Origin of the sequence: Streptomyces sp. NPDC048278, assembly GCF_040652195.1 — a bacterium.
Classification (GTDB): Bacteria; Actinomycetota; Actinomycetes; order Streptomycetales; family Streptomycetaceae; genus Streptomyces.
Genome location: NZ_JBEZLP010000032.1, coordinates 12,565 through 36,182 on the forward strand (window position 1 = coordinate 12,565; position 23,618 = coordinate 36,182).

The 23,618-nt window shown below is 72.4% G+C and carries 20 protein-coding genes; 14 read left to right on the top strand and 6 right to left on the bottom strand.

Going from position 1 to position 23,618, the window contains the following annotated elements; all coding sequences use genetic code 11:
* Nucleotides 1-201 precede the first annotated feature (201 nt).
* The 5 genes from AB0D74_RS38495 (at nucleotide 202) to AB0D74_RS38515 (ending at nucleotide 9,186) form a co-directional block, all read left to right on the top strand.
* A complete protein-coding gene (locus tag AB0D74_RS38495) occupies nucleotides 202-2,640 on the top strand; it encodes an FAD-dependent oxidoreductase (RefSeq protein WP_362597499.1) in 2,439 nt (812 codons plus the stop codon).
* Nucleotides 2,641-2,773: 133 nt separating this feature from the next.
* Nucleotides 2,774-4,069, top strand: a complete 1,296-nt coding sequence (gene glyA / locus AB0D74_RS38500) for a serine hydroxymethyltransferase (protein ID WP_362597502.1) — start codon at nucleotides 2,774-2,776, stop codon at nucleotides 4,067-4,069.
* Nucleotides 4,066-5,298, top strand: coding sequence for a sarcosine oxidase subunit beta family protein (locus AB0D74_RS38505; protein ID WP_362597505.1), 1,233 nt, complete (start codon nucleotides 4,066-4,068; stop codon nucleotides 5,296-5,298). Before glyA ends, AB0D74_RS38505 begins: the two co-directional genes overlap by 4 nt.
* Nucleotides 5,299-5,309: 11 nt before the next feature.
* Entirely contained in the window at nucleotides 5,310-8,585 is a 3,276-nt protein-coding gene (locus AB0D74_RS38510; RefSeq protein WP_362597508.1) for a sarcosine oxidase subunit delta family protein, read from the top strand.
* Nucleotides 8,578-9,186 carry a sarcosine oxidase subunit gamma family protein gene (locus AB0D74_RS38515; protein ID WP_362597511.1) on the top strand — a complete coding sequence of 203 codons (609 nt, stop codon included), beginning with the start codon at nucleotides 8,578-8,580 and terminating at the stop codon, nucleotides 9,184-9,186. The genes AB0D74_RS38510 and AB0D74_RS38515 overlap by 8 nt, the downstream gene beginning before the upstream one ends.
* A 57-nt stretch (nucleotides 9,187-9,243) precedes the next feature.
* On the opposite strand, the gene purU is transcribed toward AB0D74_RS38515, so the two are convergent.
* Both purU and AB0D74_RS38525 read right to left on the bottom strand, forming a co-directional pair.
* Entirely contained in the window at nucleotides 9,244-10,116 is an 873-nt protein-coding gene (gene purU / locus AB0D74_RS38520) for a formyltetrahydrofolate deformylase (protein ID WP_362597514.1), read from the bottom strand.
* 142 nt (nucleotides 10,117-10,258) lie between these two features.
* Nucleotides 10,259-11,308, bottom strand: coding sequence for an acyl-CoA dehydrogenase family protein (locus AB0D74_RS38525; protein WP_362597517.1), 1,050 nt, complete (start codon nucleotides 11,306-11,308; stop codon nucleotides 10,259-10,261).
* Between the two features lie 236 nt (nucleotides 11,309-11,544).
* On the opposite strand from AB0D74_RS38525, the gene AB0D74_RS38530 reads away from it, so the two are divergent.
* The 7 genes from AB0D74_RS38530 to AB0D74_RS38560 all read left to right on the top strand — a co-directional run bounded on the left by AB0D74_RS38530 (nucleotide 11,545) and on the right by AB0D74_RS38560 (nucleotide 17,977).
* A complete protein-coding gene (locus AB0D74_RS38530; RefSeq protein ID WP_362597520.1) occupies nucleotides 11,545-12,867 on the top strand; it encodes an aldehyde dehydrogenase family protein in 1,323 nt (440 codons plus the stop codon).
* Nucleotides 12,868-12,995: 128 nt separating this feature from the next.
* Nucleotides 12,996-13,706 carry a chitinase gene (locus AB0D74_RS38535; RefSeq protein ID WP_362597523.1) on the top strand — a complete coding sequence of 237 codons (711 nt, stop codon included), beginning with the start codon at nucleotides 12,996-12,998 and terminating at the stop codon, nucleotides 13,704-13,706.
* A gap of 73 nt (nucleotides 13,707-13,779) precedes the next feature.
* A complete protein-coding gene (locus tag AB0D74_RS38540) occupies nucleotides 13,780-14,685 on the top strand; it encodes an aldo/keto reductase (protein ID WP_362597526.1) in 906 nt (301 codons plus the stop codon).
* Nucleotides 14,686-14,989: 304 nt separating this feature from the next.
* Nucleotides 14,990-15,370 carry a BlaI/MecI/CopY family transcriptional regulator gene (locus AB0D74_RS38545; protein ID WP_362597529.1) on the top strand — a complete coding sequence of 127 codons (381 nt, stop codon included), beginning with the start codon at nucleotides 14,990-14,992 and terminating at the stop codon, nucleotides 15,368-15,370.
* The gene (locus AB0D74_RS38550) at nucleotides 15,370-16,296 is read left to right on the top strand and encodes a M48 family metalloprotease (protein WP_362597752.1); all 927 of its coding nucleotides are present in this window, start codon (nucleotides 15,370-15,372) and stop codon (nucleotides 16,294-16,296) included. Before AB0D74_RS38545 ends, AB0D74_RS38550 begins: the two co-directional genes overlap by 1 nt.
* A 179-nt stretch (nucleotides 16,297-16,475) precedes the next feature.
* The gene (locus tag AB0D74_RS38555; protein ID WP_362597532.1) at nucleotides 16,476-16,868 is read left to right on the top strand and encodes a VOC family protein; all 393 of its coding nucleotides are present in this window, start codon (nucleotides 16,476-16,478) and stop codon (nucleotides 16,866-16,868) included.
* Nucleotides 16,869-16,906: 38 nt separating this feature from the next.
* The gene (locus AB0D74_RS38560; protein WP_362597536.1) at nucleotides 16,907-17,977 is read left to right on the top strand and encodes an adenosine deaminase; all 1,071 of its coding nucleotides are present in this window, start codon (nucleotides 16,907-16,909) and stop codon (nucleotides 17,975-17,977) included.
* Here the strand turns inward: AB0D74_RS38560 and AB0D74_RS38565 are convergent.
* The 3 genes from AB0D74_RS38565 to AB0D74_RS38575 are packed head-to-tail and all read right to left on the bottom strand — an operon-like array spanning nucleotide 17,959 to nucleotide 20,970.
* Nucleotides 17,959-18,474 carry a DinB family protein gene (locus AB0D74_RS38565; RefSeq protein WP_362597539.1) on the bottom strand — a complete coding sequence of 172 codons (516 nt, stop codon included), beginning with the start codon at nucleotides 18,472-18,474 and terminating at the stop codon, nucleotides 17,959-17,961. The genes AB0D74_RS38560 and AB0D74_RS38565 overlap by 19 nt on opposite strands.
* A gap of 27 nt (nucleotides 18,475-18,501) precedes the next feature.
* Nucleotides 18,502-19,995 carry a carotenoid oxygenase family protein gene (locus AB0D74_RS38570; protein WP_362597541.1) on the bottom strand — a complete coding sequence of 498 codons (1,494 nt, stop codon included), beginning with the start codon at nucleotides 19,993-19,995 and terminating at the stop codon, nucleotides 18,502-18,504.
* Nucleotides 19,996-20,055: 60 nt separating this feature from the next.
* Entirely contained in the window at nucleotides 20,056-20,970 is a 915-nt protein-coding gene (locus AB0D74_RS38575) for a LysR substrate-binding domain-containing protein (RefSeq protein WP_362597544.1), read from the bottom strand.
* Nucleotides 20,971-21,081: 111 nt separating this feature from the next.
* On the opposite strand from AB0D74_RS38575, the gene mgrA reads away from it, so the two are divergent.
* The gene (mgrA, locus tag AB0D74_RS38580) at nucleotides 21,082-22,074 is read left to right on the top strand and encodes an L-glyceraldehyde 3-phosphate reductase (protein ID WP_362597547.1); all 993 of its coding nucleotides are present in this window, start codon (nucleotides 21,082-21,084) and stop codon (nucleotides 22,072-22,074) included.
* Nucleotides 22,075-22,107: 33 nt separating this feature from the next.
* Here mgrA and AB0D74_RS38585 read toward each other — a convergent pair whose 3' ends face one another.
* Complete coding sequence (locus tag AB0D74_RS38585; protein WP_362597550.1) at nucleotides 22,108-22,395, bottom strand: DUF1905 domain-containing protein; 288 nt, start codon at nucleotides 22,393-22,395, stop codon at nucleotides 22,108-22,110.
* Between the two features lie 773 nt (nucleotides 22,396-23,168).
* On the opposite strand from AB0D74_RS38585, the gene AB0D74_RS38590 reads away from it, so the two are divergent.
* Entirely contained in the window at nucleotides 23,169-23,579 is a 411-nt protein-coding gene (locus AB0D74_RS38590; RefSeq protein WP_362597553.1) for a hypothetical protein, read from the top strand.
* The last annotated feature ends 39 nt before the right edge of the window (nucleotides 23,580-23,618 follow it).

Below are 23,618 nucleotides of genomic sequence, written 5' to 3' on the forward strand. Positions count from 1 at the left end.
CCCGGCGGGCGGTGCGCAGCTGTGCGCGCCGCCCGCCGGGCGTTGCCGCTTTCCGGCCGCGACCGGGCCGCTCCGGGAGCTGTTCCGCCGGGTCGCCGCCCCCTTGACACCCCTCCTCGGCGACGGGCACATTGAGTTGCGCAGCCTGAATCACGTTGCGCACAAAGCAACTGCACCGGTCTCAAGTTCGGAGGTTGGGCGATGGCGGGACCCCGAGTGGTCATCATCGGAGCGGGCGTCGTGGGAGCGGCCCTCGCGGACGAGATCTCCGCACGCGGCTGGACCGAGGTGACCGTGGTCGACCAGGGCCCCCTCCCGGCCACCGGCGGCTCCTCCTCACACGCCCCGGGACTGGTCTTCCAGACGAACCCCTCGAAGACCATGACGGAGCTGGCCCGCTACACCGTCGAGAAGTTCTGCTCCCTCGACGTCGACGGCCGGCCCTGCTTCCTCCAGGTCGGCGGCCTCGAAGTGGCCACCACCCCCGAGCGCCTCACCGAACTCCACCGCCGCCACGGCTGGATCACCGCCTGGGGCATCGAGGCGCGCCTGCTGACCCCCGACGAGTGCGTCGAGCAGCACCCGCTGGTCAACCCCGACCGGGTCCTCGGCGGTCTCCTCGTTCCCACCGACGGCCTCGCCAAGGCCGTCCTCGCCGTCGAGGCCCAGATCCGCCGCGCCACCGGACGCGGCGTCCGCTTCCTCGCCCGCCACGAGGTCCTCGACGTGCTCCAGGCCGACGACAGGGTGACGGGCGTCCGCACCGACCAGGGCGACCTGGAAGCCGACATCGTGGTCTGCTGCGCCGGCATCTGGGGCCCGAGGATCGCCCGCATGGTCGGCATGAACCTCCCGCTCACCCCGCTCGCCCACCAGCTCGCCTGGACCGGCCCGGTTCCCGCCCTCGCCGGCCAGACCGAGGAGGCGGTCCGCCCGATCCTGCGCCACCAGGACGCCGACCTCTACTACCGCGACCGCTTCGACGCCCTCGGTATCGGCTCCTACGGCCACCGCCCCATGCCGGTCTCCGCCGACGACATCCTCTCCGTCGACGAGGCCGACCAGATGCCCTCCGTCCTGAAGTTCACCGAGGAGGACTTCGAGGACGCCTGGACCGAGACCCGCTCCCTCCTCCCCGCGACCCGCGAGGCCAAGATCGAGGAGGGCATCAACGGCCTCTTCTCCTTCACCACCGACGGCTACCCGCTGCTCGGCGAGTCCCCGGACGTCAAGGGCTTCTGGGTCGCCGAGGCCGTCTGGGTCACCCACTCCGCGGGCGTCGGCCGCGCGGTCGCCGAATGGCTGGTCGACGGCCACTGCTCGTCCTTCGACCTGCACGAGTGCGACGTCAACCGCTTCGAGACGCACCAGCTCGCCCCCGAGTACGTCCTCGCCCGCGACTGCCAGAACTTCGTCGAGGTCTACGACATCCTCCACCCCCTCCAGCCGTCCGGGAAGCCGCGCCCGATCCGCACCAGCCCCTTCCACGCCCGCCAGCAGGCCCACGGCGGGTTCTTCCTGGAGGCCAACGGCTGGGAGCGCCCCCAGTGGTACGAGGCCAACGCGGGCCTCGTCGAAGGCCGTTCGATCCCCACCCCCAACGACTGGGCCGCCCGCTACTGGTCCCCGATCGTCGGCGCCGAGGCCCAGGTCACCCGCGAGACCGTCGCGATGTACGACATGACGGCCCTCAAGCGCCTGGAGGTGAGCGGCCCCGGCGCCGCCGACTTCCTGGAGGGCCTGGTCACCGGCAAGGTCGCCAAGTCCGTCGGCTCGGTGACGTACACGCTGCTCCTCGACCACGACGGCGGCATCCGCAGCGACATCACCGTCGCCCGCCTCGCCCGCGACCTCTTCCAGGTCGGCGCCAACGGCAACCTCGACCTCGACTGGTTCGCGCGCCGCCTTCCCGTCGACGGCACGGTCCAGGTCCGTGACATCACCCCGGGCACCTGCTGCATCGGCCTGTGGGGTCCCCTTGCCCGTGAGGTCCTCCAGCCCCTCACCGACGAGGACTTCTCGGGCGACGGCCTCAAGTACTTCCGCGCCAAGCGCGCCTACATCGGCTCGGTGCCGGTCACCGCGATGCGGCTGTCGTACGTCGGCGAACTCGGCTGGGAGCTGTACACGACCGCCGACCAGGGGCTGAAGCTGTGGGACACCCTCTGGCAGGCGGCCGAACCGCTCGGCGGGATCATCGCGGGCCGCGGCGCCTTCAACAGCCTCCGGCTGGAGAAGGGCTACCGCTCCTTCGGCACCGACATGACCTACGAGCACGACCCCTACGAGGCCGGCGTCGGGTTCGCCGTCAAGCCCGACAAGGGCGACTTCGTCGGGAAGACCGCGCTGGAGCGGCGCGGGGCGGAGGTACGGCGCCGGCTGAGCTGCCTCACGATCGAGGACCCGGCCGCCGTGGTGATGGGCAAGGAGCCGGTCTACGACGGTGAGCGTGCGGTGGGTTACGTGACCAGCGCGGCGTACGGCTACACGATCGGCAAGGGGATCGCGTACGCGTGGTTGCCGGCGGAGCTGGCGGTGCCGGGGACCGGGGTGCAGATCGGGTACTTCGACCAGCGCGTGGACGCGGTGGTGGCCGAGGAGCCGTTGTTCGATCCGGCGATGAGTCGTCTTCGTGGGTGAGGTGTGTTGTCGTTCGGCTGCGTGTTCGTCGTGGCCGGTCGCGCAGTTCCTCCCCCAGCCTCCGGCCGGGGGGACCCCCAGCGCCCCTGACGGGGCGCCTCGCCAGAGTCGTTGAAAGGATCACGGACCTCATATGAACGCGCTGAACACGCCCCTGGCCGAGCTCGACCCCGAAGTCCATGCGGCGCTCCGTGCCGAGTTGGAGCGGCAGCAGTCCACCCTGGAGATGATCGCCTCCGAGAACTTCGCGCCCGTCGCCGTGATGGAGGCGCAGGGGTCGGTGGCGACGAACAAGTACGCCGAGGGATACCCCGGCCGCCGCTACTACGGCGGCTGCGAACACGTCGACGTCACCGAGCGGTTGGCGATCGAGCGGGTCAAGTCGCTCTTCGGGGCCGGTTTCGCCAACGTGCAGCCGCACTCGGGAGCCCAGGCCAACACGGCTGTCCTCTTCGCCCTGTTGAAGCCCGGCGACACGATCCTCGGCCTCGACCTCGCGCACGGCGGCCACCTCACCCACGGCATGCGCCTCAACTACAGCGGCAAGATGCTGAACGTCGTGCCGTACCACGTCGCCGAGACCGACAACCTCGTGGACCTCGACGAGGTGGAGCGGCTCGCCAAGGAACACCGGCCGAAGATGATCATCGCGGGCTGGTCGGCGTACCCGAGGCAGCTCGACTTCGCGGCCTTCCGCCGGATCGCCGACGAGGTCGGGGCCCTGCTCATGGTCGACATGGCGCACTTCGCGGGCCTGGTGGCGGCGGGGCTGCACCCGAGCCCGGTCCCGCACGCCCACGTGGTCACCACGACCACGCACAAGACCCTCGGCGGACCGCGCGGCGGGGTCGTCCTCACCAACGACGCCGAGCTCGCCAAGAAGATCAACTCGGCGGTGTTCCCCGGGATGCAGGGCGGCCCGCTGGAGCACGTCATCGCCGCGAAGGCCGTCTCCTTCAAGGTCGCGGCCACCCCCGAGTTCGCCGAACGCCAGGCCCGTACCCTGGCCGGCGCCCGCATCCTCGCCGAGCGCCTGACGCGACCCGACGCGGCGGCGGCCGGGGTGAAGGTGCTCACCGGCGGCACGGACGTCCACCTCGTCCTGGTCGACCTGCGGGAGTCGCCGTTGGACGGCCGGCAGGCGGAGGACCTCCTCCACGCGATCGGCATCACCGTCAACCGCAACGCCGTCCCCTTCGACCCGCGCCCGCCCATGGTCACCTCCGGCCTGCGCATCGGCACCCCGGCCCTGGCCACCAGGGGCTTCACGGCGGAGGACTTCGCCGAGGTGGCCGACGTCATCGCCCGCGCCCTCCAGCCCGAGCCGGACGTACCCGCCCTGCGCGCCCGCACCGAGGCACTGGCCGCACGGCACCCGCTCTACCCCCATCTCTCGCACGCCCACTCGCCCGACGGAGCCGTCCGATGAGCCCCCACACCCCAGGCGCCGACCTCCCCGACCACCCGGACTTCCTCTGGCGCAACCCCGAGCCCCGGCGGTCGTACGACGTCGTCATCGTCGGCGGCGGCGGGCACGGCCTCGCCACCGCCCACTACCTGGCCAGGAACCACGGCATCACCAACGTGGCCGTCCTGGAGAAGGGCTGGCTCGCGGGCGGCAACATGGCCCGCAACACCACGATCATCCGCTCCAACTACCTGTGGGACGAGAGCGCGGGCATCTACGAACACGCCCTGAAACTCTGGGAGGGCCTGGAGGAGGAACTCGACTACCCGATCCTCTTCTCCCAGCGCGGCGTCCTGAACCTCGCCCACAGCCTCCAGGACGTGCGCGACAGCGTCCGCCGGGTCGAGGCCAACCGCCTCAACGGAGTCGACGCCGAGTGGCTCGACGCGGACGGCGTCAAAGAGGTCTGCCCGATCGTCAACACCTCACCCGACGTCCGCTACCCGGTCCTCGGCGGCACCTACCAGCCGCGCGCCGGCATCGCCAAACACGACTACGTCGCCTGGGGCTTCGCCCGCTCCGCGGACGCGGCCGGCATCGACATCATCCAGAACTGCGAGGTCACCGGGCTGGACGTGGTGGGCGGCCGGGTCGTCGGCGTCCGCACGAACCTCGGCCCGATCGCGGCCGGCCAGGTGGCCCTGTGCTCGGCCGGCCACACCTCGGTCCTGGCCGCGATGGCTGGCATCGACCTCCCCCTGCAGAGCCACCCGCTCCAGGCCCTCGTCTCCGAACTCCTGGAACCCGTCCACCCCACCGTCGTCATGTCCAACGCGGTGCACGTCTACGTCAGCCAGGCGCACAAGGGCGAGCTGGTGATGGGCGCGGGCATCGACGCGTACAACTCCTACACCCAGCGCGGCGCGTTCCACATCATCGAGGAGCAGATGGCGGCGGCCCTCGAACTCTTCCCGGTCTTCGCCCGCGCCCACGTGCTGCGCACCTGGGGCGGCATCGTCGACGTCAGCCCCGACGCCTCACCGATCGTGGGCCTCACCCCGGTGGGCAACCTGTACCTCAACTGCGGCTGGGGAACAGGCGGTTTCAAGGCCACCCCCGGGGTCGGCTGGGTCTACGCGCACACCATCGCCCACGACAGCCCCCACCACCTCAACGCCCCCTTCTCGCTCGACCGTTTCACCACCGGCGCGCTCGTCGACGAGCACGGCGCGGCCGCGGTGGCCCACTAGGGAGCCCAACCATGCTGCTCATCCCCTGCCCGTGGTGCGGGCCCCGCGACGAGACCGAGTTCCACTACGGCGGCCAGGCGCACGTCGCCTACCCCGAGGACCCGGCCTCCCTCACCGACGAGGAGTGGGCGCGGTACCTGTTCTTCCGCGACAACCCCAAGGGCCCCTTCGCGGAGCGCTGGAGCCACGCGGCAGGCTGCCGGCGATGGTTCAACGCGGTACGCGACACGTCGACGAACGAAATCCTGACGACGTACCGCCCGGGCGAGCCACGCCCGGCGACCGGCCAGCCCCGCCCACCGAAGCCTGCCCGTCCGGCAGGATCTTCTCGGCCGACGCCGCTGCTTTCAGCCCGTCCGGCGTTCGAGGACGAGGCCGTTCAGGCCGAAGCGGGGTCTGGGGGCGCAGCCCCCAGCGGGGTGGAAGGGGCAGCGCCCCTTCAGGACGGGACGGGCAGGGGCGGCGGGGGCGACCAATCCCACCGCACCCCCACCGGCGGCCGGATCGACCGCACCACCCCCCTCACCTTCACCTTCGACGGCACCGAATACCAGGGCTACCGCGGCGACACCCTCGCCTCCGCCCTCCTCGCCAACGGCGTCGTCCAGGCCGCCACCAGCATCAGGCTCGGCCGCCCCCGAGGCATCTTCTCCGCCGGCGTCGAGGAACCCAACGCGGTCGTGCAGATCGAGGCCCCCTTCCCCGAACCCATGCTCCCCGCGACCACCGTCGAACTCCACGACGGCCTCGTCGCCACCAGCCTCCCCGGCCAGGGCCGCCTCGCCACCACCCCCGACCCGGCCCGGTACGACGCCGTACACGCCCACTGCGACGTCCTGGTCGTCGGGGCGGGCCCCGCCGGCCTCGCCGCGGCAGCGGCTGCGGCCACCACCGGCGCCCGCGTCATCCTCGCCGACGACCAGCCGGAACCCGGCGGCAGCCTGCTCGGCAGCGGCGAGCACCTCGACTGGGTCGCCGCGACCCGCGCCCGCCTGGAAGCCGCCCCCGAGGTACGCGTCCTGCCCCGCACCACCGTCTTCGGCCACTACGACGACAACCACCTCCTCGCCGTGGAGCGCCGCACCGCCCACCTCGGCGCCGCCGCCCCGCCGCACGTCTCCCGCGAACGCGTCTGGCGGATCCGTGCCCGGCACGTCGTCCTCGCCACCGGCGCCCACGAGCGCTCCGTCGCCTTCGGCGACAACGACCGGCCCGGGGTGATGCTGGCCGCCGCGGCCCGCACGTACCTGCACCGCTACGCGGTCCTGCCCGGCCGCCGAGCCGTCGTGTTCACCACCAACGACAGCGCCTACGCCGCCGCCCTCGACCTCGCCGCGGCCGGAGCGACCGTCGCGGCGATCGTCGACACGCGCCCCGACCCGGGGGAGTGGGCCGCACGCGCCAGGTCGGCCGGCATCGAGGTGCTGGCGGGCCACGCGGTCACCGGCACCACGGGCGGCGCCCGCCTCACCGCCGTGACCGTCGCCCCGTACGGCCCCGAACCCACCTTCGCGCAGCGGGAGTTCGCCGCCGATCTCCTCCTCGTCTCCGGCGGCTGGAACCCCGTCGCCCACCTGTTCAGCCAGGCAGGCGGCAAGCTCCGCCACGACGAGGCGCTCGGCACGTTCGTGCCCGACGGCTGCCGTCAGGCGGTGGAGGCGGTGGGCGCCGCGAACGGGGCGTTCGACCTCGCCACGGCCCTCGTCCAGGGCACGGCGGCCGGCACCCGTGCGGTGGAGGCGGAGGGCTACACCGCCGGGACCCCCGCCCTCCCCGCCGTGGCCGCACAGCCGTACACCCCGCCCATGCCGGTCTTCACCGTCCCCGGCGAGGCCCCCCGCTTCGTGGACCTCCAGCGCGACGTCACCGTGGCCGACCTGACCCGCGCGACCGGCGCGGGCCTGCACTCGGTGGAGCACACCAAGCGGTACACCACGGCAGGCACCGCCAACGACCAGGGCAAGACCGGCGGACTCCTGGCGAGCGGGGTCGTCGCCGAACTCCTCGGCGTGGACGTCTCGGCGCTCGGCCTGCCCACCTTCCGCCCGCCGTACACCCCCGTCTCCTTCGCCGCCCTCGCCGGGCGCGACCGGGGCACGCTCCTCGACCCGGTCCGTACGACCGCCCTGCACGGCTGGCACGCCGGGCACGGCGCGCTGTTCGAGAACGTCGGGCAGTGGAAGCGGCCCTGGTACTACCCGCAGGACGGCGAGGACATGGAGACCGCCGTGCTCCGCGAGTGCCGTGCCGCCCGCGAGGGCGTGGCCTTCATGGACGCCTCCACGCTCGGCAAGATCGACGTCCAGGGCCCGGACGCCGGGCGCTTCCTCGACCTGCTCTACACGAACATGATGAGCACCCTGAAGGTCGGCATGATCCGCTACGGCGTGATGTGCCGCCCGGACGGGATGGTGTTCGACGACGGCACCGTCATCCGGCTCGCCCCCGACCGGTTCCTGGTCACCACCACGACCGGCAACGCGGCGGCCGTCCTGGACTGGATGGAGGAGTGGCTGCAGACCGAGTGGCCCGACCTGCGGGTGCACTGCACCTCGGTCACCGAGCACTGGGCGACCGTCGCGCTGGTCGGCCCCCGCTCCCGCGCCGTCCTCGGCTCGCTCGCGCCCGAACTGGCCGTGTCCAACGACGACTTCCCGTTCATGGCCTGGCGGGACACCACCGTCGCCGGCCTCGGCGCCCGCGTCTGCCGGATCAGCTTCTCCGGCGAACTCGCCTACGAGATCAACGTGTCGCCGTGGCACGCGGTCGCGCTCTGGGAGGCGCTCCACGAGGCGGGCGCCCCGTACGGCATCACCCCGTACGGCACCGAGACCATGCACGTCCTGCGTGCCGAGAAGGGCTATCCGATCGTCGGCCAGGACACCGACGGCACCGTCACCCCGCAGGATCTCGGCATGGGCTGGGCGGTGTCGAAGAAGAAGCCCGACTTCATCGGCAAGCGCTCCTACGCCCGTGCCGACACCGTCCGGGCCGACCGCAAGCACCTGGTCGCCCTGCTCACCGACGACCCTGCCGCCTTCCTCCCGGAGGGCACGCACCTGGTCGCCGACAGCGAACTGCCCCCGCCGCCCGTGCCGATGCTCGGCCACGTCACCTCCAGCTACCGCAGCGCCGCCCTCGGCCGGACCTTCGCGCTGGCCCTGGTCAAGGGCGGCCGGGACCGCATCGGGGAACGCCTCTACGCCCCCGTCGGCGCACAGTTGCTGCCGGTGACCGTCGCAAGCCCCGTTCTCTACGACCCCGAGGGAGCCCGCCGCGATGGCTGACACCGCCCCGACCGCATCCCGGCGCAGCCCCCTGGCCGACGCCTCGCCCCGGCTGGCCGCCGTGACCCGCTCCTCCCGGGGCGCGCTCCGCCTCGCCGAACTCCCGTTCCTGGCCCAGGTGAACGTCCGCCTCGACGCCAAGAGCCCTGCGGCGGACGCGGTCGGGCTGGCCCTGGGCGTGCAACTGCCCCTGGAACCCGACACCGTGGTGCACGCGGGAGAGGTGACCGCGGTCTGGCTCGGCCCCGACGAATGGCTGGTGGTGGGCCGGCCGGGCACCGAGCGGGAGCTGGAGAGCCGGATCCGCACGGCCGCCGGGGACGCGGAGGCCGCCGTCACCGTCACGGACGTCTCCGCCCAGCGCACCACCCTCCTCGTCGGCGGCCCGCGCGCCCGTGACCTGCTCGCCCACGGCTGCGCCCTGGACCTCCACCCCCGCGCCTTCGGCCCCGGCCGCTGCGCCCAGACCACGCTGGCCCGCACCCAGGTCGTCCTGGTGGCACGGGACGAGACCAGGGCCGGGTTCTGGGTGCTGGTGCGCTCCTCCTTCGCCGGCTACCTGGTCGACTGGCTGCTGGACGCGGCCGTGGAACACGTGTGAGGCACCGCGAAGGGCGGGCCCGCACCCCACGGGGGTGCGGGCCCGCCCTTCGCGACGTCAGCGGAAGACGACCGTGCAACGGCCGTTGACCAGCACCCGGCTCTCGCTGTGCCAGCGCACCGCGCGGGCGAGCACCTGGGCCTCCACGTCACGGCCGAGCGCGACCAGTTCGTCCGGGGCGTGCGAGTGGCTCACCCGGACCACGTCCTGCTCGATGATCGGGCCCTCGTCCAGATCGGGCGTCACGTAGTGCGCGGTGGCGCCCACCAGCTTGACGCCGCGCCGGTGCGCCTGGACGTAGGGCCGGGCCCCCTTGAAGCTCGGCAGGAACGAGTGGTGGATGTTGATGGCCCGGCCGTCGAGCCGCTTGCACAGGTCGTCGGAGAGGATCTGCATGTAGCGGGCGAGCACCACCAGGTCGACGTCCAGCTCGCCGACCAGGCGCAGCAGCCGGGCCTCCGCCTCCGCCTTGGTGTCGGGCGTCACCGGGATGTGGTGGAAGGGGATGCCGTAGGTCCGGGCCAGCGGCTCGAAGTCGCGGTGGTTGGAGACGATCGCCGGAATCTCGATGTTGAGCGCGCCCGTGGACCTGCGGAACAGCAGGTCGTTCAGGCAGTGGCCGAACTTCGACACCATGATGAGGGTGCGGGTCGGGGTCGACGCGTCGGTCAGCCGCCAGGTGATCCGGTGCTCTTCGGCGACCGGGACGAAACCGGCGCGCAGCTCCTCCAGCGAGCCGGCGCCGGCCGGGACGTCGAAGTGCACCCGCATGAAGAAGCGGTCCTCGGCCCGGTCGTCGAACTGCTGGCTCTCCAGGATGTTGCCGCCGTGGCCGACCAGGAACCCGGTGACGGCGTGGACCAGACCGGCCCGGTCGGGACACGAAAGGGTGAGGACGAACTCGCGGCCGGGCTGCGGTCGAGGAGACATGACATCCTCCCTGATGCGCATTGCGCAACGACATGAGTGATACGCAACATGGTCCAGCCTGGAGGGCCGACGGGTCAAGAGGTCGCGTTCCACTTGACGCACTGTGTCGTGCGATGCGCAACGCATGTGTCCGGCGGCCGGGTCAACGAACAGCGCGGTGGCGCCGCGCGAGGTCCGCCAGGTGCGCCGTGCGCGACTCGCTCGTCTGGCCCTGGACCAGCAGGAACAGACCCTCCCTTGCCAGCCGTTGGGCGCGGTGGTGCAGCGACATCGCCCGGCCGCCGCCGGTCACCACGGCCGCCGTCGTGGCCGTACGCATCAGCGCGAACGCCTCCGCCCGCAGCGCCAGCCGCTCCTCCGTGTGCTCGTACGGCACCGGATGGTCGGCCAGTGCGTAGGCCCGGCCGCGGATCTCCGCCAGGCGGTCCCGCAGACCGGCCGCGTACTCCTCCGCCACCAGCGCCAGTGCCGCCTCCGCGATCCCGAAGACCGCCGGATTCGTGTTGCGGGACTTCGGTCGGTCCGTCGCGGCCCACTGCTCGAACGGCATCCGGAGCGCGACCGCCTCCTCGGGGACCCGCAGGCCGTCCAGGTCCAGGGACACCGTCCGGGACGCGGTGAGCGCGGCCAGCCGCATCGGCTCCGACGGTCGCAGGCCCGGCTGCTCGCGCGCCTCGACGAAGGCGAACAGGGCCTCGTCCGCCTCGGTCACCCCGGCCAGCAGCAGGACGTCGTTCAGGCCCCAGCCGGTGAACCAGGGCACGGTGCCGGAGAAGACCCGTACGCCCGCCTCCCGCCGGACCCGGACGGGAACCCGCGGATAGGACCGCAGATGCGCGTACGCCACCCCCGCCAGCAGCTCACCGCGGGCCAGCGGACCCAGCAGGCGCTCCCGCACCGGCAGGACGGACCCGGTCAGGGTCAGCACCGGCGTGTGGTGCTGCGTCTGCACGAACCAGGTCGAGCAGCACGCCCCGGCCAGGATCTCCGCGGTCTCCCGCGCCACGGCCGCGGGCGCCGCCGAGCCGCCGTAGGCCACCGGCGCGTTCAGCCCCAGCAGGCCCGAGCGTTTGACGGCCTCGATGTGGCTCGCCGGGACGCCCTCCTGGTCGACGCGCTCGGCGGCGGGGGAGAGGAGGCCGTCGGCGAGTTCCCGGGCGCGGGCGACGAGCAGATGCGCGGCGATGGTCATGGAGGGGATTCTTCAGGTTCCGCGGTGCGGGATGCCGGTCCGGGGGCCTGCCCGAACGGGTACACCTCGAACGGCGCTGGTGCGAACCCCCCGGCGGAGCCGGTGTGACCTTCGTCAAACCCGGTAGTTTCGGGCTGCCGGAATTTACTTCGGTCCATGAAAGGTTGCAATATGCATCTGATCGTCGAGACCCCGGTCGGGCCCTGTGGCCCGAGCGCATCACCAGCGAGGCATCCGTGAACCAGCCCACCCCCGAGCAGCCCGCCGACATCGTTGCCCGGCTGCGCGCCACCTTCCGCACCGGCCGCACCAAGCCCGTCGAGTGGCGCACCGGCCAGCTGCGCCGGCTGCGCGCCATGCTCACGGAGCGTGGCGACGAGATCGCCGCGGCTCTCCGCGCGGACCTGGGCAAGAGCACACGCGAGGCCTACGGCACGGAGATCGACTTCACCGTCCGGGAGATCGACCACACCCTCGACCACCTGGCGGAGTGGCTGCGCCCCGAGTCCGCGCCGGTCCCGAAGCACCTGGGCGACGACGCGACCGCCTGGACGCAGTACGACCCGCTGGGCGTCGTCCTCGTCATCGCCCCGTGGAACTACCCGGCCCAGCTGCTGCTCGCGCCCGTTGCCGGCGCCCTCGCCGCAGGCAACGCGGTCGTCGCCAAGCCCAGCGAGCTGGCCCCCGCGACCTCGGCCGCGCTGGCCCGGCTGCTCCCGGCCTACCTCGACACCGAGGCGGTCGCCGTCGTCGAGGGCGGCATCCCCGAGACCACGGCCCTGCTGGCCGAGCGCTTCGACCACATCTTCTACACCGGCAACGGCGTGGTGGGCCGTGTCGTGATGCGTGCCGCCGCAGAGCACCTCACCCCGGTCGCCCTCGAACTCGGCGGCAAGTCCCCGGCGTTCGTGGACCGCGGCACCGACCTCACCGTGGTCGCGCAGCGGCTGGCGCGCGGCAAGTTCCTCAACGCCGGGCAGACCTGCGTGGCCCCCGACTACGTCCTGACCGACCCGGAGACGGCCGCGGCCCTGGAACCCGCCCTGGCCGAGGCCGTCCAGGGGCTGTTCGGCAGCGAGCCCAAGGAGTCCGGCGAGTACGGCCGGATCGTCAACGAGCGCCACTTCGACCGGCTCAGCGGTCTGCTCGGCTCGGGCCGGGTGGCCGTCGGCGGCGACACCGACCGGGCCGCCAGGTACATCGCGCCCACCGTGCTCGCCGACGTCGACCCGGACTCCCCGGTGATGCGGGAGGAGATCTTCGGCCCGATCCTGCCCGTGGTGACCGTCCCGGACCTCGACGGCGCGATCGGCTTCATCAACGACCGCGACAAACCCCTCGCGCTCTACGTGTTCAGCGAGTCCGACGCCACCCGCGAGCGGATCGCCGCCGAGACGTCCTCCGGCGCCCTCGGCCACGGCCTGCCGCTCGCCCATCTCACCGTCTCCGACCTGCCGTTCGGCGGGGTGGGAGAGAGCGGTATGGGCAGCTACCACGGCCGGTACTCCATCGAGACGTTCAGCCACCGCAAGGCGGTCCTCGCCAAGCCCCTGAGCTGAACCCCACCGGTTGACTGGTCTACACCCTTGACTGGTACAGACCAAAGCAGTTGAGTGTGCCTCACACCCCCCACCGCGGCCGCACCCCCTTCCAGGGGCGCGGCCGTGCTCCGCAAAGGAGTTGATCCGTGTTGAGGCGCCGTATCGCCGCCCTCCTGACCTCGCTGGCCATAGGCGGCTCCGTCCTGGTGTTCCAGGCGGCCCCCTCGGCCTCCGCCGCCGGCTTCGTCGTCAGCGAGGCGCAGTTCAACCAGATGTTCCCGAGCCGGAACTCGTTCTACAGCTACAGCGGCCTCACCGCCGCCCTCAGCGCCTACCCGGCCTTCGCCAACACCGGCAGCGACACCGTCAAGAAGCAGGAGGCCGCCGCCTTCCTCGCCAACGTCAGCCACGAGACCGGCGGCCTGGTCTACATCGTCGAGCAGAACACCGCCAACTACTCGCACTACTGCGACCGGAGCCAGTCCTACGGCTGTCCCGCGGGCCAGTCCGCCTACTACGGGCGAGGGCCCATCCAGCTCAGCTGGAACTTCAACTACAAGGCCGCGGGCGACGCGCTCGGCATCGACCTGCTCAACAATCCGTGGCAGGTCCAGAACAACTCCGCCGTCGCCTGGAAGACCGGCCTCTGGTACTGGAACACCCAGAAGGGCCCCGGCACCATGACCGGCCACAACGCCATGGTCAACCAGGCCGGCTTCGGCCAGACCATCCGCTCCATCAACGGGTCCCTGGAGTGCGACGGCAAGAACCCGGCGCAGGTGCAGAGCCGGGTCAGCGCCTACCAGAGGTTCACCCAGATCCTCGGCGTCGCGACCGGCGGCAACCTCTACTGCTGAACCCGTGGCCGGGAGCGCCGGGATCGCCGGGATCGCCGGGACCCTCGTCGGGATCGTGTGCCAGACTCCGTCGATGACCTCCGAAACGATCACCGCGGACGCCTCCGGCACCTGGAGACTCGGCGACCTGCCCGTCCACCGCCTCGGCTTCGGCGCGATGCGGCTGACGGGCAGTGCCGCCTTCCACCACGGCACCCCGAGCGACCGCGACCGTTCGATCGCCGTCCTGCGCAGGGCCGTCGAGCTCGGCGTGAACCACATCGACACGGCGGCCTTCTACTTCTCCGCGCTGCGCTCCGCCAACGAACTCATCAACACCGCCCTGTCCCCCTACCCGGACGACCTGGTCGTCGTCACCAAGGTCGGCCCCTACCGCGACTACCACGGGGAGTGGGGCACCTCCGCCCGCCCCGACCAGCTGCGCGGGCACGTCGAGGAGAACCTGCGCCAGCTCGGCCGCGACCACCTCGACGTGGTCAACCTCCGCCGGATGCGCCAGGACTCGATCGCCGAGCACTTCGGCGCCCTCGCCGAACTGCGCGAGGCCGGGCTGATCCGGCACCTCGGCGTCTCCGACGTCGAACCGCGCCACCTCGACGAGGCGCTGGCCATCGCCCCCGTGGTGTGCGTGCAGAACCGCTGGGGACTCGACGCGGCGGACCCGGCCACCGACGAGGTCGTGCGCGTCTGCGGCGAACGGGGCATCGCCTTCGTGCCGTTCTTCGCCGTCGCGGGTGACGCCGGGGCGCACGGCGCCACGGAGAACCACGACGACGAGGTCCTCGCCGTCGCCCGCGCCCACGACGCCACCCCCGCCCAGATCCGCCTCGCCTGGACCCTGCACCAGGGCCCGCACGTCCTCGCCATCCCCGGCACCGGCAACCCGGACCACCTGGCCGAGAACGTGGCGGCCGGTGCCGTCCGGCTCACCGAGGACGAGCTGACCCGGCTGAACGCCCTCCACGGCAAGGCCGGTTGACGGTCCGGCTCGGACCGCCCACACCCTGTCCCGCATCAGCCGTCGGCCACGCAGCCCGTACGCCGTGCCAGGCCGGCGCGGCGTACGGCCGGATCCGGAAGAACGCGCACGACGGGCCGTCCCCGCCCGGGGGAGCGGGCCGGGTTCGTGATCTCCACGGCCGCGAAGCTCCCGACCGGCGGCCGGGCCCCTTCCCGCGACGGGCTGCCCATAATGGATTCCCGGGCGCCGGCCGCCGCCCGGCTGACTACACTGCCGTAGACGGTCCGCGGACCGAGGACGACGAAGGGGTGAGGAACCTTCCATGGCCGACCCGAAGGACGAACGCCGGCCGGCCGGCGAACTGGAGGCGAGTGTCATGGCCGCTCTCTGGGCAGCCGGCGCGCCCCAGACGCCCGGCCAGGTACAGCGGAGCCTCGGCACCGACCTGGCCCGTACGACGGTGACGACGATCCTGACCAGGCTGCACGACAAGGGCGTGGTCGAACGGCACCGGCAGGGGCGCGGCTACGCCTACGTCCCCGTCCAGGACGCCCAGGGCCTCACCGCGAAGCGGATGCACACCGAGCTCGACCGGGACGCCGACCGGGAGACCGTGCTCGCCCGGTTCGTCGCCCAGCTCAGCCCCGACGACGAGCGGGTGCTGCGCGGCCTGCTCGAAGCCGACGAGCAATCCGGTGGATGATGATCGCACTCCTGATCCTGCCGCTGCTGCTGCCGTTCGCCCTGCCGCCCCTGGCCCGCCGGGCCCTCGACCGGCTGGCCCCGGCCGTCGCGCTCCGGGCGGTCACGGGTTCGGCCGTCGCCCTCGCGGGGTGCTCGCTCGCCGCGCTCGGCGCGTTTGTCCTCACCGGGCTGCTCAGGCTGCCGTTCTTCGCCGCGCTCGGCGACCTGATCCAGCCGCTGCACACCGCCTCCGACCGCTACGTGCTGCCGCTGGCCGCCGTGTCGGTGGGCGGCCTCGCCGTGTTTGCCTGGACGCTCGCGCGGTCGGTACTCCGGCAGGTCCGTGCCTTCCGCGCGGCCCGCACGGAGGCCGGGCACGGGCCTGCCGCCGGTGACCTGTGCGTGGTCGACTCGCCGTGCGCGGACGCGTACGCGCTGCCCGGCAGGCCGCACCGGATCGTGGTCACCACCGGGATGCTGCGCAGCCTCGACGGAAGCGAGCGGGAGGCGCTGTTCGCGCACGAACGCGCACACAACGCGGGCGGCCACCACTACTTCCTCGCCGCGGCCGAGCTCGCGGCGCACTGCCATCCGGCGCTGCGCGGGGTCCGGGACGTCATCCGGCTGGCCGCGGAGCGCGCCGCGGACGAGGCCGCGGCGAGCGCGGTGGGCGACCGGCGGCTGACGGCCCGCGCGATCGCCCGGGCCGCGCTGGCGAGGCAGGGCGGGGGTGCGGAGCGGCCGGCGTTCGTGCCGGGTGCCGCGTCCGGGCCGGTGCCGCGGCGGGTCGAGGCGCTGCTGGCGCCGCGGGCGCGACGGCGGGCCGGGGGGTGGGTCGCGGTGCTGCTCGTGGCGTGCGCCGGGGTGTCGTGTGTCGCGTCCGCGACCGGGATGGCCGACTTTCATCATCGGGTGGAGGTCGCTCAGGGGGAAGCGGAGCGGTAGGGGGCGGCGGCCCGGTAGTCGGGTGCGGGTCCGTGGTGGCTGGTCGCGCAGTTCCCCGCGCCCCTGACGGGGCACCTTCAGGGGCCGTCGCCAAGAACTCGCCCTCGGAAAGAGCAGACTGGCATCCCCCGAGTTTTACGTATAACCTCTCCCGCTAACCGCTCCACCGAAAGGCCCCCATGCGACGCGTCGCCCTGGTCACCCTCGTCGTCGGCGACTACGACGACGCGATCCGCTTCTACACCGAGGCCCTCGGGTTCCGGCTGGCCGAGGACGCGCCGCGCCCCGACGGGTCCCGCTGGGTCGTCGTGGAGCCCGGCGGGCAGGGGCACGGCACCGGACTGCTGCTCGCCCGCGCCAAGGACGAGGGCCAGCGTGCCCGCGTCGGCGACCAGACCGGTGGCCGGGTCGGCTTCTTCCTGCACACCGACGACTTCGCCCGCGACCACGCCCGGATGACCGCGGCCGGCGTGACGTTCCTCGAAGAGCCGCGGCACGAGCCGTACGGCAGTGTCGCCGTCTTCCAGGACCTCTACGGAAACCGCTGGGACCTGCTCCAGCCCGCCGCCTGACCGACCACTCCGAACCACCTGCCGAGGAAAGCCCCACCATGACCGCTACGCGCGTAGACGCAGACGTGATACGTCGCCTTCCCAAGGCCGTCCTGCACGACCACCTCGACGGCGGCCTGCGCCCCGCCACCCTCGTCGAGCTCGCGGCCGAGGTCGGTCACACCCTGCCCGCCACCGACCCCGACGAGCTGGCCGCCTGGTACTTCGAGGCCGCCAACTCCGGCGACCTGGTCCGCTACATAGCCACCTTCGAGCACACCCTCGCCGTCATGCAGACCAAGGAGGGGCTGCGCCGGGTCGCCGAGGAGTACGTCCTCGACCTGGCCGCCGACGGTGTCGTCTACGGCGAGGTGCGCTACGCCCCGGAGCTGAACGTCAGGGGCGGGCTCACGCTGAACGAGGTCGTGGAGAGCGTGCAGGAGGGGCTCGCCGCCGGTATGGCGAAGGCCGCCGCCGCGGGCACGCCCGTCCGCGTCGGCACCCTGCTGTGCGGGATGCGCATGTTCGACCGGGTCCGCGAGGCCGCGGAACTGGCCGTCGCCTACCGGGACGCCGGTGTCGTCGGCTTCGACATCGCCGGCGCCGAGGACGGCTTCCCGGCCGCCGACCACCTGGACGCCTTCGAGCTCCTGCGCGGCGAGAACGTGCCCTTCACCATCCACGCCGGTGAGGCGTTCGGCCTGCCCAGCATCCACCAGGCGATCCAGGCGTGCGGCGCCCAGCGCATCGGGCACGGGGTCCGGATCACCGAGGACATCGTCGACGGCAAGCTCGGCCGCCTCGCGAGCTGGGTGCGCGACCGCCGGATCGCCCTGGAGATGTGCCCCACCTCCAACCTCCAGACCGGCTGCGCCACCTCGATCGCCGAGCACCCGATCACCGCGCTGAAGGAGCTGGGCTTCCGGGTCACCCTCAACACGGACAACCGGCTGGTGTCGGGGACGACGATGACCCGGGAGATGTCCCTGCTGGTGGCGGAGGCCGGCTGGACCGTCGAGGACCTGCGCACGGTCACGGTGAACGCCCTGAAGAGCGCGTTCATCCCGTTCGACGAGCGCAGGGCCCTCGTCGAGGACGTCGTCCTGCCGGGTTACGCCGCCGCGCTCTGAAGCAGTCCCCGTATGTAGGCGGCCTGTCCGACGTGCTGGAGATCGTCGGACAGGACGCTCACCAGCCGTACGCCCAGCGTGACCGGCGGGTCGAACCGGGTGTCCACGACCCGCTCCAGGTCCTTGGCCGGGAGCTCGCGCAGCACACCCAGGGTCTGCTCGTGCACCGCGTCGTAGTAGCCGGTCAGCAGGTCGCCGGAGTCCACCGTGACCTTCGCGACGTCGGCCGGCGTATGGCCGTACCCGTGGTCACGGGGCGGCAGGCCGAGGCCGAAACGCTTCTCCCAGCCCTGGGCCAGCCACACCTGGTCGAGGTCGAAGGCGTCGGCGACATGGTCGTCCTGGATCCGGGTGAGGTGCCAGACCAGCCAGGTGATGGAGTTGGCGTCGGGGGCCGGGAGCTTGTTGAGCAGGTCGGGGTCGGCGCCGTCGAGGGCGGCATGGACTTCTTCCTGGATGCGGCCGAAGCCGTCGATGAGGATGTCCCTTGCATGCATACGACCACGATCGCGCATCGCCGGTCGTCATGCGTCCGGAATCCAGCTTCCGTGGAACCCCAGCGGCACCCGGCCCGGCAGGTGCACCCGGGCCAGCGGCTCGCCGGTGAAGTCCTGCGCGGCGAGGATCAGCAGGTCGGCGGCGCCCCGGTCCGGGTTGTGGACGTAGGCGATCGCGTAGCCGTCGTCCTCCCGCCGCCCGTGTCCGCCCGGCACGAACACCGCCTCACCCGCCGCCGCGCCCCGCGGCAGCCGGTGCACCTCGGCCGTGCCGCGCGCGAGGTCGTGCTTGAAGAGGGCGTTGGAGAAGGCGCGGTCCGGTGGGTTGCCGTCGCCGGCCAGATAGGCGACGGACATCTCGGCGGCTGCCGCCGAGTAGCCGTAGCGGTGCCGGCGGGACACCAACTCCTCGTTGACGCGCGGGAATTCCTGCGGCCGGTCGTCGAGGGTGCGCCTGCGGACCCGCCCGCGGTGCAGGTCGACGGTCCAGCGCTCCAGCCTCGCGGTGCCCACCGCGTGCGGTCCGTCGGTGGTGGCGCCCGCGACGTCGAACGGCGCCGGATAGGTCGTCAGGTCGATCACCACGGACCCGCCCTCGTCGTACGCGTTCAGGGTGTGCGAGTAGAAGACCGGGTCGACGCCGAACCACCGGACGGCGCCCCCGGACCGGGGCATCACGCCCACCCGGGCCGGGTGTTCACGGTTCCACACGTACGGCACCGGCGCGCCCGCCCCGGCGGCCTCGGCGTCGAAGGTGACCGGGACGTCGAAGACGACCACGTGTTTCTCGGTGAGCGCGAAGTCGTGCATCATCGGCGCGTCCCGGACCGGGATCCGGGTGGTGCGGGCGACCCGGCCGGTCGGGCCCACGACCAGGTGCCGGACGTGGTCCCAGGTCGGGTAGTAGGCGATCGCGTGCAACTCGTCCGCGTGCGCGTCGTACTTGGTGTGCGCGGTGAACGCGCCCTCCAGGGTGCCCCGGAAGTCGTAGCTGCCCACGGTGTTGAGCTCGCCGTCGAGTTCGTACGGCAGCGGGCCGCTCTCCTGGAGCGCGAGGATCCGCCCCCGGTAGGGGACGACATGGGTGTTGCAGGCGAAGTCGTCCGGCGGGACCGGACCGGGGTAGGTCTCCCCGAGCTCCGCCGTCACCTGCGCGGACCGCACCCAGCGGTTGCGGTACCACTCGGCGCGCCCGCCCCGCAGCCGCACCCCGTGCACCATGCCCGCGCCCAGCATCCAGTGGTGGGCGCGCGGATCCTCGAGACCGAGCACGTTCGGGCCGTTGCGCAGGTAACGGCCGTTCAGGTCACCGGGGATACGGCCGGTGACCGGCAGGTCGAAGGCCGTGAGTTCCTCGGTGACCGGGGCGAACGCGCCCTCCAGGAAGGGATAGTGATGATCCGTCGGTTCAGTTGTCGCCGTTGCCGCCGTGGCCGGCCGGATCGCCGCTCCCGTCAGCGCGCCCGCCGCCGCGATGCCCGCAGCCCCGCGCAGCACCGTACGCCGTGTGTGTTCCGCCATCTCCGAACTCCCCGTCGTCGTCGTGGACTTCCACGAGTCTGCGGCGACGGGCGGCCCGGGTCAGGAGGGGCAGGCCCCGTCCGGGGGTGTTGCCAGACCCCCTGTTTCGAGGAGGGTGATCAGCGCCCGGGCCGCCGGGCTGGTGGCCGTCTCGGGCGGCAGCAGGGCGACCGTCTCGTACGCGGTCTCGTCCGTGTCCTTGAGCGCGAGCGCGGTCAGCGCGGGGCACTTGTGCCGGAAGTGGCGCGGTACGACGGCCACGCCGAGGTTCTCGTCGACCAGGTCGAGGAGGCTGTGCACGTCGTTGACCTCAAGGGCGACCGTCCGCCGCACGCCCGCCGAGGCGAAGGCCGCGTCGGTGGTGCGGCGCGGGCCCCAGTCCGGGTGGAAGTCGACGAACACCTCGCCGCCGAGATCCTCCGGGGTCACCGCCGCGCCGGCCGTCGCCAGCCGGTGGCTGGGATGGCACAGCACGGTCATCGGCTCCCCGGTCAGCGACACCGAGCGCAGCTGGTCGGTGTCGTCCTGGGTGCGGTAGGCGAAGGCCAGGTCGAGCCGGCCCGCCGCCACCTCCTCGGCGAGCGCGCCCGAGCCGGCCTGCCGCAGCCGGATCTCCACGTCCGGGTGGCGGCGCCGGAACGCGGCGAGCAGCCCCGCCACGTGCACCCCGGCGATGCACTGCTCGGTGCCCAGCGCCAGCGTCCCGCGCAGCACGCCCTGCACGGCGGCCACCGCCTCGTGTGCGGAGCGCACCTGGGCGAGGATCCGTTCCGCCTCGCCGAGCAGCGCCCGGCCCGCCTCGGTCAGCGTCACCCGGCGGGTGGTCCGCACGAACAGCGGCGCCCGCAGCTCCCGCTCCAGGGCCCGGATCGACGCCGACAGACCCGACTGGGACACCATGAGCCGCTCGGCCGCCCGGGTGAAGTGCTGGTCCTCGGCGACGGCGACGAAGTGCTGGAGGTGGCGCAGTTCCATGATTGAGAAGACTAGCCGCACAATTCCATCGGATTCTCCTGTTGGACCACTGCACGGGGCTCGGGAAAGAGTGGCATCGGTAGATCCTGTGGCAACCCCTCTGGAGTCGCGTTGTACACCGCACACCCCGACCGCTACGCCGACATGCCGTACCGCCGCAGCGGTCGTAGCGGCCTGAAGCTCCCCGCGCTGTCGCTCGGCCTGTGGCACAACTTCGGCCCCGACCGGCCCGTGACGACCCAGCGCGCCATCCTGCGCCGCGCCTTCGACCTCGGCGTCACCCACTTCGACCTCGCCAACAACTACGGCCCGCCGCCCGGCGCCGCCGAGTCCGCGTTCGGCGAGGCCCTGAAGGCGGACTTCGCGGCCGACCGCGACGAGCTGGTCATCTCCACCAAGGCCGGCTACCTGATGTGGCCCGGCCCGTACGGCGAGTGGGGTTCGCGCAAGTACCTGCTCTCCTCGCTGGACCAGTCCCTGACCCGGATGGGCCTGGACTACGTCGACATCTTCTACTCGCACCGCCCGGACCCGGAGACTCCGCTGGAGGAGACGATGGGTGCCCTGCACTCGGCGGTCCAGCAGGGCAAGGCGCTCTACGTCGGCGTCTCCAACTACTCGGCGGAGCAGACCCGCGAGGCGGCCCGGATCCTCGGCGAGCTCGGCACCCCGCTCCTCATCCACCAGCCGCGCTACTCGATGCTCGACCGCCGCCCGGAGACCGAGGGCCTGCTGGACGCCCTCGACGAGCTCCAGGTCGGCTCCATCGTCTTCTCCCCGCTGGAGCAGGGCCTGCTCACCGGCCGCTACCTCGACGGCATCCCCGAGGGGTCGCGGGCCGCGAGCGACAGCCCGTTCCTGAACTCGGACGCGGTCACCGCGGACCTGGTCGCCCAGCTGCGCGACCTCGACGAGGTCGCCAAGGGCCGTGGCCAGACGCTGGCCCAGCTCGCCCTGTCCTGGGTGCTGCGGGGCGGCCGGGTGACCTCCGCGCTGATCGGCGCGAGCAGCCCGCAGCAGGTCGAGGACTGCGTCGGCGCCATCGGGAACCTCGACTTCGACGCGGAGGAACTGGCGCGGATCGACGCGATCGTCAACCGTTGATCAACCGCTGACCGACCGGTGATCATCCGCTGATCAACCGGTGATCCGTTCGGTGAGGCGGACGCACACCGCGTCCCCCTCGCCCTTCCCGATCGCCCTGCGGACGTCGGCCCGCACCGGGAGCTTGTGCGTGCCGTCGCCCAGGGCCATGAAGGAACTCAGGAAAGGCCGTCCGTCGACCGTGCCCCGGACCTTCACCAGCCCCCGGGTGCCGAAGAACACGGCGGACTCGGGCCAGACCACGTAGGTCCAGCCGCCCCTGGCCGGGCTGCGGCGCAGTACGGCGGTGAATTCCACGTCCAGCAGTGCGGTCGTACTCATGGCGGTCCTCCGGTCGCGACGGTCTCTCTTTCATCAGGAGACCGTCGCGAGCGCGGGAACTCATCGCGGGCGCCGGCTCGCGGTCCGGCCGGAAATCGGTCCAGGAAGCCCTTTCCCGGAGGATCCGTCCGCCGTCACTCAGCGTGACCGCGCCAAAACCGGCCACCGGAGCCGGACCTTCCGCCTGATGCACCGGTTCCCGGCCTGGGCGGCCCGATTCATGGCGGTCGTCGGCGTCCCCGACCGGGCGGACCGCGGGGTCGGGGGACCGTCCGTGCACAGCTGCGATCACGGCCGTGACCTGGCGAGGTAGGGCGGCATCCGCCGCGCGAGGGCCGGTGCCGCTGTCCTCCGGGGCCGGGTCGCGGCGGTCGGGTCCGCCGACGCCTCAGGCCCGGTGGCGTTCCAGGACTCGAAACGGCCGCCGGGCGGCAGCCCGGTGACGGTCGGTGTTCACGGGCCCGGCGGATCAGTCCTCGCCGAGGTCGTCATCGCTGGTCAGAGGAGGGGGCGCAGCCTGCGGTGAGTCGTCGGCGCCACCGTGCCCCGGTCCGCGCGACGGGCCGCCCGGACCTCGGGAAGTGAAGGCCGGGCGGTGCAGCTCGCCCATTTCGGCCAATTCGCAGGGGGAATATGCCAAGAGACTGGCCGGAAAGGTGTGGTGACAGTGTTTCGAAAGTGAACATACTCGAATGTCAGGAGCACTTCACCGCACAGGAGCCGCACGGAAACCCGGCCGCGACGGCACACCGGCGAGCTACGGGGGAGTGATCGTGCACGACGAATTCCTGTGCCACGTCACGGCATACGGCATGTGCGGCGGGCAACGCATCGGCGTTCCGCTCGGCACCTACCGTGCGCCGACCCTGGCACTGGCGCTGTGGTGGTTACGGGACCGGGCCTCCTGGATCGCGGAACGCCTCGACCCCTTACCCGAGAACCCCCGGTTCCCGCAGGGGGCGCTGGTCCCGGTCGCGGAGACCGTCTCCGACATACCCGGCGTGCTGCGCGCCTGGTGCGCCGACACGGCCCGGCAGGAGCTGGTCGCCGACGAGTTGGCCGACGGGCGGCTGGTGCGGATCGCGCTCCAGGACGACACCACGGAGTACGAACTGCTCGCCGAGTCCATCGACGCCCTGCGGATGCAGCGCACCATCCCCGCTCTCGTCGTCCCCGTCGCCTGACATGCGACAGCCGCCACCCGGGCGGCCCTGACCAGGCAC

Coding starts and splice junctions, on each gene's coding strand:
- AB0D74_RS38495 (WP_362597499.1), top strand. CDS start 202: ATGGCGGGACCCCGAGTGGTCATCATCGGAGCGGGCGTCGTGGGAGCG.
- glyA (WP_362597502.1), top strand. CDS start 2,774: ATGAACGCGCTGAACACGCCCCTGGCCGAGCTCGACCCCGAAGTCCAT.
- AB0D74_RS38505 (WP_362597505.1), top strand. CDS start 4,066: ATGAGCCCCCACACCCCAGGCGCCGACCTCCCCGACCACCCGGACTTC.
- AB0D74_RS38510 (WP_362597508.1), top strand. CDS start 5,310: ATGCTGCTCATCCCCTGCCCGTGGTGCGGGCCCCGCGACGAGACCGAG.
- AB0D74_RS38515 (WP_362597511.1), top strand. CDS start 8,578: ATGGCTGACACCGCCCCGACCGCATCCCGGCGCAGCCCCCTGGCCGAC.
- purU (WP_362597514.1), bottom strand. CDS start 10,116: ATGTCTCCTCGACCGCAGCCCGGCCGCGAGTTCGTCCTCACCCTTTCG.
- AB0D74_RS38525 (WP_362597517.1), bottom strand. CDS start 11,308: ATGACCATCGCCGCGCATCTGCTCGTCGCCCGCGCCCGGGAACTCGCC.
- AB0D74_RS38540 (WP_362597526.1), top strand. CDS start 13,780: ATGACCTCCGAAACGATCACCGCGGACGCCTCCGGCACCTGGAGACTC.
- AB0D74_RS38545 (WP_362597529.1), top strand. CDS start 14,990: ATGGCCGACCCGAAGGACGAACGCCGGCCGGCCGGCGAACTGGAGGCG.
- AB0D74_RS38550 (WP_362597752.1), top strand. CDS start 15,370: ATGATCGCACTCCTGATCCTGCCGCTGCTGCTGCCGTTCGCCCTGCCG.
- AB0D74_RS38555 (WP_362597532.1), top strand. CDS start 16,476: ATGCGACGCGTCGCCCTGGTCACCCTCGTCGTCGGCGACTACGACGAC.
- AB0D74_RS38560 (WP_362597536.1), top strand. CDS start 16,907: ATGACCGCTACGCGCGTAGACGCAGACGTGATACGTCGCCTTCCCAAG.
- AB0D74_RS38565 (WP_362597539.1), bottom strand. CDS start 18,474: ATGCATGCAAGGGACATCCTCATCGACGGCTTCGGCCGCATCCAGGAA.
- AB0D74_RS38570 (WP_362597541.1), bottom strand. CDS start 19,995: ATGGCGGAACACACACGGCGTACGGTGCTGCGCGGGGCTGCGGGCATC.
- AB0D74_RS38575 (WP_362597544.1), bottom strand. CDS start 20,970: ATGGAACTGCGCCACCTCCAGCACTTCGTCGCCGTCGCCGAGGACCAG.
- AB0D74_RS38585 (WP_362597550.1), bottom strand. CDS start 22,395: ATGAGTACGACCGCACTGCTGGACGTGGAATTCACCGCCGTACTGCGC.